General features: G+C 73.8%; 14 protein-coding genes. 4 read left to right on the forward strand and 10 right to left on the reverse strand.

The annotated features are described in order from the left end of the window. Positions 1-422: 422 nt before the first annotated feature. The gene (locus ACFU7Z_RS00640) at positions 423-1,496 is read left to right on the forward strand and encodes an LLM class flavin-dependent oxidoreductase (RefSeq protein WP_380775095.1); all 1,074 of its coding nucleotides are present in this window, start codon (positions 423-425) and stop codon (positions 1,494-1,496) included. Then, positions 1,493-2,779 carry an LLM class flavin-dependent oxidoreductase gene (locus ACFU7Z_RS00645; protein ID WP_380775097.1) on the forward strand — a complete coding sequence of 429 codons (1,287 nt, stop codon included), beginning with the start codon at positions 1,493-1,495 and terminating at the stop codon, positions 2,777-2,779. The genes ACFU7Z_RS00640 and ACFU7Z_RS00645 overlap by 4 nt, the downstream gene beginning before the upstream one ends. Before the next feature lie 35 nt (positions 2,780-2,814). Here ACFU7Z_RS00645 and ACFU7Z_RS00650 read toward each other — a convergent pair whose 3' ends face one another. The 3 genes from ACFU7Z_RS00650 to ACFU7Z_RS00660 form a co-directional block, all read right to left on the reverse strand. Then, on the reverse strand, positions 2,815-4,137 hold the full coding sequence (locus tag ACFU7Z_RS00650) for an LAETG motif-containing sortase-dependent surface protein (RefSeq protein WP_380775099.1): 1,323 nt from the start codon (positions 4,135-4,137) through the stop codon (positions 2,815-2,817). Between the two features lie 240 nt (positions 4,138-4,377). After that, complete coding sequence (locus tag ACFU7Z_RS00655; protein WP_074005047.1) at positions 4,378-5,124, reverse strand: MBL fold metallo-hydrolase; 747 nt, start codon at positions 5,122-5,124, stop codon at positions 4,378-4,380. Between the two features lie 246 nt (positions 5,125-5,370). Continuing rightward, on the reverse strand, positions 5,371-5,562 hold the full coding sequence (locus tag ACFU7Z_RS00660) for a MarR family transcriptional regulator (protein WP_079272642.1): 192 nt from the start codon (positions 5,560-5,562) through the stop codon (positions 5,371-5,373). 198 nt (positions 5,563-5,760) lie between these two features. Between ACFU7Z_RS00660 and ACFU7Z_RS00665 the strand changes: the two genes are divergently transcribed. Then, the gene (locus ACFU7Z_RS00665; RefSeq protein WP_380775131.1) at positions 5,761-6,210 is read left to right on the forward strand and encodes a type II toxin-antitoxin system PemK/MazF family toxin; all 450 of its coding nucleotides are present in this window, start codon (positions 5,761-5,763) and stop codon (positions 6,208-6,210) included. Positions 6,211-6,213: 3 nt separating this feature from the next. Here ACFU7Z_RS00665 and ACFU7Z_RS00670 read toward each other — a convergent pair whose 3' ends face one another. The 7 genes from ACFU7Z_RS00670 to clpS all read right to left on the reverse strand — a co-directional run bounded on the left by ACFU7Z_RS00670 (position 6,214) and on the right by clpS (position 11,140). Next, entirely contained in the window at positions 6,214-7,182 is a 969-nt protein-coding gene (locus tag ACFU7Z_RS00670) for a PLP-dependent cysteine synthase family protein (RefSeq protein ID WP_049654320.1), read from the reverse strand. A gap of 76 nt (positions 7,183-7,258) precedes the next feature. Then, a complete protein-coding gene (locus tag ACFU7Z_RS00675; RefSeq protein ID WP_030242903.1) occupies positions 7,259-7,537 on the reverse strand; it encodes a MoaD/ThiS family protein in 279 nt (92 codons plus the stop codon). A 118-nt stretch (positions 7,538-7,655) separates the two neighbouring features. Beyond that, positions 7,656-7,775 (reverse strand): putative leader peptide, encoded by a 120-nt coding sequence (locus tag ACFU7Z_RS00680; RefSeq protein ID WP_310593142.1) that lies wholly within the window; start codon positions 7,773-7,775, stop codon positions 7,656-7,658. Positions 7,776-7,913: 138 nt separating this feature from the next. After that, positions 7,914-8,345, reverse strand: coding sequence for a Mov34/MPN/PAD-1 family protein (locus ACFU7Z_RS00685; protein WP_380775101.1), 432 nt, complete (start codon positions 8,343-8,345; stop codon positions 7,914-7,916). 53 nt (positions 8,346-8,398) lie between these two features. Next, positions 8,399-9,898 (reverse strand): amino acid permease, encoded by a 1,500-nt coding sequence (locus tag ACFU7Z_RS00690; protein ID WP_241853104.1) that lies wholly within the window; start codon positions 9,896-9,898, stop codon positions 8,399-8,401. 283 nt (positions 9,899-10,181) lie between these two features. Further along, positions 10,182-10,754 (reverse strand): DUF2017 domain-containing protein, encoded by a 573-nt coding sequence (locus ACFU7Z_RS00695; protein WP_375874761.1) that lies wholly within the window; start codon positions 10,752-10,754, stop codon positions 10,182-10,184. A gap of 92 nt (positions 10,755-10,846) precedes the next feature. Further along, positions 10,847-11,140 carry an ATP-dependent Clp protease adapter ClpS gene (gene clpS, locus ACFU7Z_RS00700; protein ID WP_049654313.1) on the reverse strand — a complete coding sequence of 98 codons (294 nt, stop codon included), beginning with the start codon at positions 11,138-11,140 and terminating at the stop codon, positions 10,847-10,849. 139 nt (positions 11,141-11,279) lie between these two features. On the opposite strand from clpS, the gene ACFU7Z_RS00705 reads away from it, so the two are divergent. After that, positions 11,280-12,614: a nicotinate phosphoribosyltransferase gene (locus ACFU7Z_RS00705; protein WP_049654311.1), complete on the forward strand. Its 1,335-nt coding sequence runs from the start codon at positions 11,280-11,282 to the stop codon at positions 12,612-12,614. Positions 12,615-12,852: the final 238 nt, after the last annotated feature.

Here is a 12,852-nt window from a genome sequence, read left to right on the forward strand (position 1 = left end):
TCCCGCCGCTGCTCCCCCAGCGGCGGGGCGGGGCCTTCGGCGTACCCGGGCGCGCCCACGCGGCTCCGGCGGCTCCCCGACCGGACTCCCGCCGGGCTCAGGCGGGCTCAGGCGGGCGGAAACGACGGTTGACGAACCGCCGGACGCCCTGGTCAACTGAAGCGGTGAACGCCTCGTGCCCGCTGGTCACCCGCAGCCACATCGACTTCGGTCGCGTGTGGTCCGCGGCGTGTCGCGGCTGAGCTGACCGTTCCCCCACCGCCGCCCGGCTGACGTCCCGCCCGGCACCGGTCCTCCCTCCCCCGCCCGTACGGGCTCCGCCCGCGGGCCGCCACCGCGCTCCGGCGCGCCCCCGCGCACCCGTGTCCCCGTACGGGCGCGCCGGTGCCCGCACGCGTCCGCACGAGGAAGCCAGGCTCACCATGCCCCGCCAGTTGCACCTGTCCGCAGCCCTCGACAGCCCCGGCCGTCTCGACGCCGGGCACTACACCGCCCTCGCCCGCCTCGCCGAGCGGGCCACCCTGGACTTCGTCACCCTCGACGACTCCTTCGCCGCCGAGCCGAGCCGCCCCGACGCGCTCGCCGCCCTCGCCCGGACCGCCCCGCTGACCGGCCGGGTCGGGCTGGTGCCGACCGTCACCACCACCCACACCGAGCCCTTCCACACCTCGATCTCGGTCAACACCCTGGACTGGGTGAGCGAGGGCCGGGCCGGCTGGCTGGTCGGCGTCTCCACGACCGAGGCCGAGGCGCGGGCCTTCGGCCGCCGCCCCGTCGCCGCCGAGGACGAGCTGTGGGCCGAGGCCGCCGACGCCGTCGAGGTGGCCGCCCGGCTCTGGGACAGCTGGGAGGACGACGCAGAGATCCGCGACACCGCCACCGGACGGTTCATCGACCGCGACAAGCTGCACTACATCGACTTCGAGGGCCCGCGCTTCTCCGTCCGCGGCCCGTCCATCACCCCGCGCCCGCCGCAGGGCCGCCCGGTGGTCGTGGTGCCCGTCGCCGCCGCCGACCTCGCGCCGGACGCCTCCCCGGGCGGGCGGGCCCGGGTCGACGCCGCGATCCGGCACGCCGACGTCGTCCTGCTCGACGCCCCCGACCGCGCCACCCGGCTGACCGCCGCCACCGAACTGCGGCTGCGGGCCGGCGAGAACCTGCGCGTCCTCGCCCGGCTCGACGCCGCCCTGTCCGCCCTGCCCGACCGGGCCGCCGACGAGCGGCTGCTCGCCGAGCTCACCGCGCCCGGCACCGGCGTCGACGGCTTCCACCTCTCCCCCGCCGACCCGTCGCGCGACCTCGCCGCGCTGGCCGACCGGATCGCCCCCGCCCTGCGCGCCGCCGGACTGCTGCGCACCGGGTACACCGGCCGCACCCTGCGCGACCACCTCGGCCTGGCCCGCCCGGCCAGCCGCTACGCCGCCCGCCCCGCCGACGGCTCCCCTGCCTCCCCCGCCTCCACCGCCGCTCCCGCCCTCGCCGAGGTGACCCGATGACGGACCGACCGCTCAAGCAGATCCACCTCGCCGCGCACTTCCCCGGCGTCAACAACACCACGGTGTGGAGCGACCCGGCCGCCGGCAGCCACATCGAGTTCTCCTCCTTCCGCCACCTCGCGCAGACCGCCGAGCGCGGGAAGTTCGACTTCTTCTTCCTCGCCGAGGGCCTGCGGCTGCGCGAGACCAAGGGCCTCATCCACGACCTCGACGTGGTCGGCCGCCCCGAGTCGATCACCGTGCTGAACGCGCTGGCCGCCGTCACCGAACGGCTCGGCCTGGCCGCCACCGTCAACGCGACCTTCAACGAGCCGTACGAACTGGCCCGCCGCTTCGCCTCGTTGGACCACCTCTCCGGCGGCCGCGCGGCCTGGAACGTGGTCACCTCCTCGGACGCCTTCACCGGGGAGAACTTCCGCCGCGGCGGGTACCTGGACCGCGCCGACCGCTACACCCGGGCCGCCGAATCCGTCCAGCTGGCACGGGAGTTCTGGGACGCCGGGGAGGAGCCAGTCCGGCACTCCGGCCCGCAGTTCGAGGTCGAGGGCCGGCTCTCGCTGCCGCGGCCGCCGCAGGGCCACCCGGTGGTGATCCAGGCCGGGGACTCCGACGAGGGGCGCGAGTTCGCGGCCGCCGCCGCCGACGTGGTCTTCTCCCGGCACTCCACCCTCGCCGACGGCCAGGCCTTCCACGCCGACGTCAAGCGCCGGCTCGCGGCGTACGGCCGCAAGCCGGACGAGCTGAAGATCATGCCCGGGGTCACCTTCGTCCTCGGCGACACCGACGCCGAGGCGGACGAACGGGCCCGGGAGATCCGCCGGGCCCAGGTGAGCCCGCAGACCGCGATCGCCTTCCTGGAGCAGGTCTGGGGCGTCGACCTGTCCGACCACGACCCGGACGGGCCGCTGCCAGCCGTCGACCCCGACCCGGACAGCGGCCTGGTCCAGGGCCGGGTCCGGCACGCCGACCCGGTGGCCGTCGCCGAACGGTGGCGGGCGGTGGCCGCGGAGAAGAGGCTGACCAGCCGCGAACTGGTGATCGAGCTGACCGGCCGGCAGTCCTTCATCGGAGCGCCCGCCACCGTCGCCGCCGAGATCGACCGCTTCGTGCAGAGCGACGCGGCCGACGGCTTCATCCTCGTCCCGCACCTCACCCCGGGCGGCCTGGACGAGTTCGTCGACCGCGTGGTCCCGCTGCTCCAGGAGCGCGGGGTCTTCCGCACCGACTACACCGGCCCCACCCTGCGGGACCACCTCGGGCTGCCCGTCCCCGGCCTGCTCTAGCCGTCCGGCCGGGGACGGCACTGCCGTGCGCGGGGTCAGCCGGTGCGGCGGCGGCGGATCAGCACGAAGGCCCCCGCACCGGCGCCGACCAGCAGCGCGCCGACGCCCGCGATCAGGCCGGTCCGGTCGCTGTCCGCACCGGTGGAGGCCAGGTTCGCGTCCACCGGCCGGGCGGCCGCGGCGGGAACGTTGTCCGCGGACAACACGGCGGGCTGCGAAGCGGCCGGAGCGGGGGCGGCCGGCGCCGTGGTGGTGTCGCCGGCCGACTGGGCGACGCCCGCGCCGCCGTCCGGCCTCGACTGCGAGCCGTCGGAGCCGGCCGGCCCGGTCGAGGGCTCGCCGGCCTTGTGGGTGCCGGTCGGGGAGGGCTTCGGCGCGGGGGCGACGACCTCGGTGGTGGCGCCCTGCGAGCACATGGTGGTGCCCCGGAAGGGCATCTCCTCGCCCTCGTTGACGAACACGCAGGGGTTCAGCGCCGTCCTGCCCAGCGGGCTGTCGGCGGGGTAGCTGACCCGGACCCGCCGGGTGGTCGAACTCTGGGGCGCCGCCGAGGAGTTGCGGCCGTCCAGGTAGTGGCCCGCCACGGGCTCCGCCGGGGCCGTGACGCCCGGCACGGTGGTCCACTTCCCGTCGGCGCCGCGGACCTCGACCTTGGCGAGGCGGTCGGTGAACAGCACGTTGCCGAGGTTGGTGTAGGCGGACGGCGTCGGGTTCGAGAGCACCGCGTCGAACTCGACGGGCTCGCCGCCCGCGACGACCTCGGCCGGGACCCCGGACACGCCGTTGCTGATCCCCTCCACCTTGACCACGTGGCTGTCGGTGAGCGGCGGCTCGACCGGGGAGTCCTGCGACCAGCCCTTGACGCCGGTGCGGAAGGTGAGGCTCGGGCCGGTGCCGCCGTTGGTGGCCCCGTCGTGGGGCCTGCCCATCGGCACGCCGAGCCGCAGCCGGACGTCCGTGCCGCCCGCCGGGACCACGACCTTGCCGGTGCCGCCCGCGTTGACCACCTTGTCCGCCCCGGGGCGCTCCGTCAGCTCCACCGGGAGCCAGCCGCCGGTCAGCTCGCTGAAGTAGTCGAGGCTCAGGGCGTTCGGCGGCGTCCCGAGGTCGCTCTCGATCTCGAAGTCCAGCACGACGGAGGTGCCCTGGTCACCCGGGTTGCCGAGGTGCTCGGTGAACTCGACCGGCCCGCCCGCGAAGCCGACCACCGCCGGGGTGTGCACGGTGAGGCTGAGCGGCCCGGCGGCGGCGAAGGCCGGGGCCGCGGTCACGGCGCCGCCGGCGAGCAGCGCGGCGGTCAGCGCCAGCGCCGGGGTGAGCCGGCGGGCCCGGTTCAGGGCACGGTTGGTCTTGCGCATGGGATTTCCCCCTGGATATCCGTCCCGGACCGGTACGACCGGATCCGGGCAGCACGAAGCGGGCCTGATGAGTAGTGTGATCGCGTCCGTGCCCGACGGGCCGGCCGTTCCGGCGGCGTTTCCCGCCGCTCACTCACAAGGACGTGCGGGGGGCGCGGAGGTTGCGGGTCGTCCCGAAGCATTTTTCCGGGAATCCCGCCCGACCTCGCCGGCCCGCTCTCAGGCCTCGCCGGCCCGCTCTCAGACCTCGTACACCGCGCCGGCCCGGGCGACCTCGACCGGCCCGGGGTAGGCCGCCGCGGCGTCCCGCCGGTTGTGCTCGGCGTCGGTCCACGGGGGGATGTGGGTCAGGACGAGCCGGCGGGCGCGGGCCGCGGCGGCGTGCTCGCCGGCCTCGCGGCCGTTGAGGTGGACGGCCTGGTAGGTGTCGCGCCCGTCGATGTACGCGGCCTCGCAGAGGAAGAGGTCGGTGTCGCGGGCGAGTTCGACGAGTTCGGCGCTCTCGCCGGTGTCCCCGCTGTAGACCAGCGAGCGGCCGTCGTGCTCCAGCCGGAAGGCGAAGGCGTCGACGGGGTGGTTGACCTGGGCGACGTCGATCCGGAACGGGCCGAGCCGGAAGCCGCCGGGGGTGAGGGTGCGGAACTCGAACACCTCCTTCATGCCGGGGTTCTCCGGCATGTCGTAGGCGCGGGCGAGCCGCTCGGCGGTGCCGGCCGGGCCGTACACGGGCAGCAGTTCGGGACAACCCTCGGCGCGGTAGTTGCGGGCCACCCAGTAGGCGCACAGGTCGACGCAGTGGTCGGCGTGCAGGTGGCTGAGCAGGACGGCGTCGACGTCGTAGAGGCCGGTGTACTTCTGGAGGGCGCCGAGGGCTCCGTTGCCGAGGTCGAGGACGACGCGGTAGCCCTCGGCCTCGACCAGGTAGCTGGAGCAGGGCGAGTCGGCGGCCGGGAAGCTCCCCGAGCACCCCACCACGGTCAGTTTCATCCGAGCCCCTCCGCCCCGACACATCCTGGCTGCTGCTGGAAAACGGCATCGCCGTCCTCCACGGGCACAGCGTGGAAAACAGCATGGAAAACGGCAGGCCGGGCCCGGTGGACCGGCCGGTAGCACTGCGTTGGTGTGTCGAGGGTAAGGGCGGAGCGGCACTTTGCCCCCGTCCCCGTGCCGGGCTGTGGGCGGAATCACCAGAACGCCCGGGGCGGGGGCGCGGGCGGTTGACGGGCCGGGGGATCAGCGGCGGCGGGGCCGGTTGCGGGCCCAGCTGCGGATGGTGAACGGGTACCACCGCGGGTGGCCGCTGCCGTCGATCACGTCCGGATCGGGCAGCAGCCGGTGCCTCCGGTAGCTGCGGACGGTCTCGCGCCGGACGTTGATGTGGCGGGCGATCTCGGCGTAGGACCACAGCTCGGGGCCACGGGCCACGGGGCACCTCCGGGGGACGGGGGCGGACGTTCGTGACGCAGCCTTGCCGGGACGGCCGGGGCTCCGGGCGCAGAACGGGCATTGTGGCAGTTCCGTGACGAACCGGGAGCAATGCGCGGACAAATGCCCGGACGGGTGTCCGGCCGTCGCGGTGGTGGCGTTCACCCCCGGCCCGGTACGGTTCGCCGCATGAACGGCATGACCGCTACCTGGCTCGTCCTGTCGCTGCTGGGCGTCGCGCTGCTGGCCGCCGCCGCGGCGGCGCTGGTGCGGCGCGCCCGTCCGGCGCCGCGTCCGTCCGGGCCGACCGGTCCGCGACCGCGGACGGGGGCCGGCCCGCGGCCGCAGGAGGTCTGGTGGGCGCTGGTGCCGTTCGAGGACGGCCCCGGTGCCAAGGACCGCCCGTGCCTGGTGCTGCGGGTGCACGGCCGGACCGCCACCGTCGCGAAGATCACCAGCAAGCACCACGCGGAGCGCCCGGGCGTGCTGCCGCTGCCGCCCGGCGTGGTGGGCGACCGGCAGGGCCGGGCCAGCTGGCTGGAGACCGACGAGCTGCGCGAGGTGCCGCTGGCGGACTTCCGCCGCCGGGCCGGCACGGTGGACCGACAGGTCTGGGCCCGGGCGCGGAAGGTGTCGCAGGGCGGATAGGCCCTACGCCCAGAGCTGGCCCTGCAGCGCCTCGACCGCGGCCTCGGTGGACTCGGCGGTGTAGATGCCGGTGGAGAGGTACTTCCAACCGCCGTCCGCGACCACGAAGACGATGTCCGCGCGCTCGCCGGCCGCCGCCGCCTTGCGGCCGACGCCGATCGCCGCGTGCAGGATGGCGCCGGTCGAGACGCCCGCGAAGATGCCCTCCTGCTGGAGGAGTTCACGGGTGCGGCGGACGGCGTCCGCGGAGCCGACCGAGAACCGGGTGGTGAGCACCTCGGCGTCGTACAGCTCGGGAACGAAGCCCTCGTCCAGGTTGCGCAGCCCGTACACCAGGTCGTCGTAGCGCGGCTCGGCGGCGACGATCCTCACGCCGGGGACCTTCTCGCGCAGGTAGCGGCCGACGCCCATCAGGGTGCCGGTGGTGCCGAGGCCGGCCACGAAGTGGGTGACGGTCGGCAGGTCGGCGAGGATCTCGGGGCCGGTGCCGGTGTAGTGGGCACCGGCGTTGTCGGGGTTGCCGTACTGGTAGAGCATGACCCAGTCGGGGTGCTCGGCGGCGATCTCCTTGGCCATCCGGACGGCGGTGTTGGAGCCGCCGGCGGCCGGGGACGGGATGATCTCGGCGCCCCACATGCGCAGCAGCTCGCGCCGCTCCTCGCTGGTGTTCTCGGGCATCACGCAGACCATCCGGTAGCCCTTGAGCTTGGCGGCCATGGCCAGCGAGATGCCGGTGTTGCCGCTGGTGGGCTCCAGGACGGTGCAGCCGGGGGTGAGCCGGCCGTCGGCCTCGGCGCGCTCGATCATGTGCAGGGCCGGGCGGTCCTTGATCGAGCCGGTGGGGTTGCGGTCCTCCAGCTTGGCCCAGAGGGTCACCAGGCCGTCGGCGTTGCCGGGGACGGCGGCGGACAGCCGCGGCAGGCGGACCAGCGGGGTGTTGCCGACGGCTTCGAGCGGACTGTCGTAACGCAAGGGAGGCCTCCGGCCACGGCGGTGAGGGTGGAGAGGGATGGTTCCCCCGCCGTGGCGACGGGGGAACCGGTCAACGCTAGCGGGCGCCGCCGGCCACGGCGGGCAGGATGGTGACGCTGTCGCCGTCGGCGAGGGCGGTGGAGATGCCCTCCAGGAAGCGGACGTCCTCGTCGTTCAGGTAGACGTTGACGAAGCGGCGCAGCTCGCCGCCCTCGACCAGGCGGGCGGCGATGCCCGGGTGGCGGGCGTCGAGGTCGGTGAAGAGTTCCCCGAGGTTGCTGCCGTTGCCCTCGACGGCCTTGGCGCCGTCGGTGTAGGTGCGGAGGATGGTCGGGATGCGGACCTCGATGGCCATGGGTGCGCTCCTGTGCGAGTCGTGGAGTGGGTGGGCCGCGGCGGACGCGGCGGGGCGGGCGCCCGGGGCCCGGCGTCGCCGCGGGGCGGCGGGCCCGGGTGAGGTGGTGAAGCGGCTCTCAGCGCGAGCGCGCGGGCGTGCCGGGACAGATCGCACCGGCGTGCCGGCACAGGTCGATGTGCAGGCGCGCCACGAGGCGGGTGCCCGGGGCCTGGGTGCTCACATCGACGGAACGCATGGGCTCATCGTATAGATTCCCGGGCTCGCTTCGACATGCCCGTCTCGGGATCCGGATGTTCCCGTTCCCAGGGCTGAGACGACGGCGGCCCGCCGCCCCCTCGGAGGGGTCGGCGGGCCGGGTCCGCGCCGGTACCGGTCACACCGGGTAGGCCTCGACGACCTGCACGTCTTCCTCTGTGATCTCGCCGTCCACGATGCGGAACGAGCGGAACTGGTAGGGGTCCTCCTCGCCGCTGCCCTCGGCGGTGGAGACCAGGACGTAGTGGGCGAACGGCTCGGAGGCGTAGCTCACGTCGGTGCGCGAGGGGTAGGCCTCGGTGGCGGTGTGCGAGTGGTAGACGATCACCGGCTCCTCGTCCCGGTCGTCCATCTCGCGGTAGAGCTTGAGCAGGTCGCCCGAGTCGAACTCGTAGAAGGTGGGCGAGCGGGCCGCGTTGAGCATCGGGACGAACCGCTCGGGCCGGCCGCTGCCGGCCGGTCCGGCGACCACGCCGCAGGCCTCGTCCGGGTGGTCGGCGCGGGCGTGGGCCACGATCCGGTCGCGGAGTTCTCGGGTGATGGTCAGCATGCGGTCAGGATAGCCACGCCCCGGCGGCCGTCCGCCGGGTGTCCGAGGCTCGGTCAGCGGGCGTCCACGTTCCCGTCGAGGGCGTTCCCGTCGAGGGTGTTCCCGGTGGAGGCGTTCCCGGTGGGGGCGGGCGCCCCGTCCGGCGCGGCGCCGAGGACGGCCTGCGGGTCGCGGCGCTTGAGCACCTGGTAGCCGCCGACCAGCAGCAGGGCCCAGACCGGGAAGACGAACAGCGAGATCCGGTTGTCCCGGTCCAGCGCGATCAGCACCACGACCACCGCGAGGAAGGCGAGCGCGGCCCCGCTGACCCAGGTGCCGCCGGGCGCCTTGAAGGTGGGCGGCGGCAGGTGGCCGGCCCGCCAGGCCCGGCGGTAGCGGATCTGGGAGATCAGGATCATCGCCCAGGTCCACAGGCCGCAGACCGTGGCGACCGAGGTGATGTACTCGAACGCCCGCGCCGGGACGACGCCGTTGAGCACCACGCCGATGCCCATCAGCAGACAGGAGACGGTGATCGCGAAGGCCGGGGTGCGGCGGGAGTTGAGCCTGGTGAGCCGTCCCGGGGCCTGCCCGCGCAGCGCGAGGTCGCGCAGCATCCGGCCGGTGGAGTACATCCCGGAGTTGCAGGAGGAGAGCGCGGCGGTGAGCACCACGAAGTTGATGATGCCGGCCGCCGCCGGGATGCCGATCTTGCCGAAGGCGGCGACGAACGGGCTGACGCCGGGCCGGAATTCGGTCCACGGCACGAGCGAGAGGATGACCACCAGGGCGCCGATGTAGAACAGCATGATCCGCCACGGCAGGGTGTTGATGGCCCGCGGCAGGGTCTTCTCGGGGTTCTCGCTCTCGCCCGCGGTGACGCCGACGAGTTCGACGCCCAGGTAGGCGAACATGACGATCTGAAGGGTCATCACGGTGGAGCCGATGCCCTCGGGGAAGAAGCCGCCGTCCTGCCAGAGGTGGCCGAGTGACGCGGTGTCACCGGCCTTGCTGAAGCCCAGGGTCAGCACGCCGACGCCGATCAGGATCATGCCGATGATGGCGGTGACCTTGACCATGGAGAACCAGAACTCGATCTCGCCGAACAGCTTCACCGAGATCAGGTTGGCCGCGTAGAGCAGGACCAGGAAGGTCAGCGCGCTGGCCCACTGCGGTATGCCGGGCGCCCAGAACCGCACGTAGACGGCGGCGGCGGTGGTCTCCGCCATGCCGGTGACGACCCAGAACAGCCAGTACGTCCAGCCGGTCACGTAGCCGGCGAAGGGGCCGAGGAACTCCCGGGCGTACTCGGCGAAGCTGCCGGAGACCGGGCGGTAGGTGAGCAGTTCGCCGAGCGCCCGCATGATCACGAAGATCACCAGGCCGGCGACGGCGTAGGAGAGGATCAGGCTGGGACCGGAGCGGGAGATCGCGGTGCCCGCGCCGAGGAACAGGCCGGTGCCGATCGCACCGCCGATCGCGATCATCTGGATCTGGCGGCTGCCGAGCCCGCGCTCGTAGCCCTCCGCATCCGGTGGAGTATCGACCCTTTCGTCGTACAACTTCTCGGCCACTGTGCACCGTCCTGGTCGGTCTCGGGGGTGGAGAAGTCGTACCACGCAGGGTTCGGATAGCGGCGTCCATCTGAGCGTTATTTGAGCATGACCTGGTATGTTCTGTCCCATTTTGATGGCAAAAGCCCCGGCTGATCGTCCATATTCTGGACAAAACGGCCGGGGCTTGCCCGGAATCGGGCAGGATCGACCCCGCAGGGCGATCCGTGCGACACGGTGCGTATACGGCGACCCCCGCGGAGCGGTCCGCGCGGAGCGGTCCGCGCAGGTCAGTCCGCGCAGGTCAGTCCGCCATCGCCTCCAGCAGCGACTCCTGCAGGGCGCCCAGCCACAGGTACGCCATCACCAGCGGCTTGCGCTCGTCCTCGTCGGGCAGCTCGTAGAGGCCGTCCTCGTCGTCCTCGGTGACCTCCAGCCGGACGCCGACGGCCAGCCGCAGGTCGTTCAGCGCACCCAGCCAGCGCAGGCAGTCCGGCGCGGCCAGCTTGAGCACCCCGCCGCCGCCGAGCCCGTCCAGCGCCCGGACGACGAACAGCGCGTCGTCCCGCTTGCGGGCCCGCAGGTCCAGCTCGGTGAAGCGGCGGAACTCCCCGGACGCGACCTCGGCCTCCTCGTCCGCCGGCTCCTCCGGGTCGCTGTAGGCGTCCGGGAAGAACCGGGCCAGCACCGGGTCGGCGGGCGCCTCGGTCGGGCCCTCGGCGAACAGCGCGGCCAGCGGGTCGTCGCCCTCCCCGCCCGGACCGGGGCCGATCAGCTCCAGCACCTGCACTTCCAGCGAGCGCAGGATGGAGGCCTCCCACTCGTCCAGCGCGATCGCCGCGCCACCACTGCCGGCGCTCTCGAACAACCCAGCCATCTGTATCGGTCAGCCCGTCTTCGTCGTCTTCGGTCGTACGGCCGGCGCCGGTCGGCCCGGTGTCAGTCGGCTCGGCGTCAGTCGGCCCGGTGTCAGTCGTGCTGCAGCGTCGCCCAGAGGCCGTAGCCGTGCATCGCCTGGACGTCGCGCTCCATCTCCTCGCGGGAACCGCTGGAGACCACCGCCCGGCCCTTGGTGTGGACGTCCATCATCAGCTTCCGGGCCTTGTCCTTCGGGTAGCCGAAGTAGGCCTGGAAGACGTACTGGACGTAGCTCATCAGATTGACCGGGTCGTTGTGCACGATGGTCACCCAGGGCGTGTCCGGCTCGGTCACCGGCACCCCCTCGACCTCCGGGCGCTCGATCTCCACGGGCGCGACGCTCACCCCGGTCCTCCTCGCTGCACAGTCGTCCGTAACCACTCATGCCCCATGCTGCCATCCGGGGGACACCCGGGCGATTCCGCCCCGGCACGCTCGACGAGAAATCGTCACTCTGACGCTAAGTGGTAGTAGCATCATCCGTATGGACGCCACTTCCGTGCGAGCGGCCGCTTCGACCGCCCTGCTCACCGACCGCTACGAGCTCACCATGCTGCAGGCCGCCCTGCGCAGCGGGGCCGCGCACCGCAGCTCCGTCTTCGAGGTGTTCACCCGCCGCCTGCCGAGCGGCCGCCGCTACGGCGTCATGGCCGGCACCGGCCGGGTGCTGGACGCCGTCGAGAACTTCCGCTTCACCTCGCCCCAGCTGGACTGGCTGGCCGACCAGGGCGTGGTCGACGAGGAGACCCTGCGCTTCCTCGCCGACTACCGCTTCCGCGGCGACATCCACGGCTACCCCGAGGGCGAGGTCTACTTCCCCGGCTCCCCCCTGCTCACCGTCGAGGGCACCTTCGCCGAGGCCGTGATCCTGGAGACGGTGATCCTCTCGATCCTCAACCACGACTCGGCCATCGCCGCCGCCGCCTCCCGGATGACCGCCGCCGCCGGCGGCCGCCCGGTGATCGAGATGGGCGCCCGCCGGGCCCACGAGCACGCCGCCGTCTCCGCCGCCCGGGCCGCCTACGTGGCCGGCTTCGCCGCCACCTCCGACCTGGAGGCCGGCTTCACCCACGGCATCCCGACCACCGGCACCGCCGCCCACGCCTTCACCCTGGTGCACGACAGCGAGCGGGACGCCTTCAAGGCGCAGATCGCCTCCATGGGCAAGGGCACCACCCTGCTGGTCGACACCTTCGACCTGCGCGAGGCCGTGCGCACCGCGGTCGAGGTGGCCGGCCCCGACCTGGGCGCGGTCCGGATCGACTCCGGCGACCTCACCCTGCTGGCCCACCGGGTCCGCCGCCAGCTGGACGACCTCGGCGCCGACCGGACCAGGATCATCGTCACCTCGGACCTCGACGAGTACGCGATCGCCGCCCTGGCCGCCGCCCCGGTCGACGGCTACGGCGTCGGCACCAGCCTGGTCACCGGCAGCGGGCACCCGACCTGCGCGATGGTCTACAAGCTGGTCGCCCGGGCCGAGACCGACGGCGGGCCGCTGATCCCGGTCGCCAAGCGCGCGGCCGGCGGCAAGACCAGCATCGGCGGCCGCAAGTGGGCGGCCCGCCGGCCCGACGCCGACGGCGTGGCCGAGGCCGAGGTGGTCGGCACCGGCCCCGTCCCGGACTACCTGCGCCCGCACCTGACGCAGGTGCCGCTGGTCCTGGGCGGCGAGACCGTCGGCCGGGAACCGCTCAGCGCCGCCCGCGACCGGCACGTGCGCGCCCGCGCCGCGCTGCCGCTGTCGGCCACCCAGCTGTCCAAGGGCGACCCGGTGCTGCCGACCGAACTGGTCCTGCCGGCCGGCCCCGGCCGCTGACCGGAACCCGGGGCCGGACCACCGGACCGGCCCCGGGTCTCCCGTCGCCGCGCCCGTCCCCGCGGACGGGATGTCCCGGACCGGCCCCGGGGCTTCCGCCCCCGGGCGCCACTCCCTAGAGTCAGCCGTAGAGTTCCCCGAGTTCCCCCGGAGCTCCCCGAGTACCCCCCGCGCCCGGCACGGCCGGGCCGCGTACTCCCGAGGGCTCCCCCACCGGGGCGCCGCCTCCCGCGGGCCC

The organism is Kitasatospora sp. NPDC057518 (assembly GCF_042802075.1).
GTDB lineage: Bacteria > Actinomycetota > Actinomycetes > Streptomycetales > Streptomycetaceae > Kitasatospora.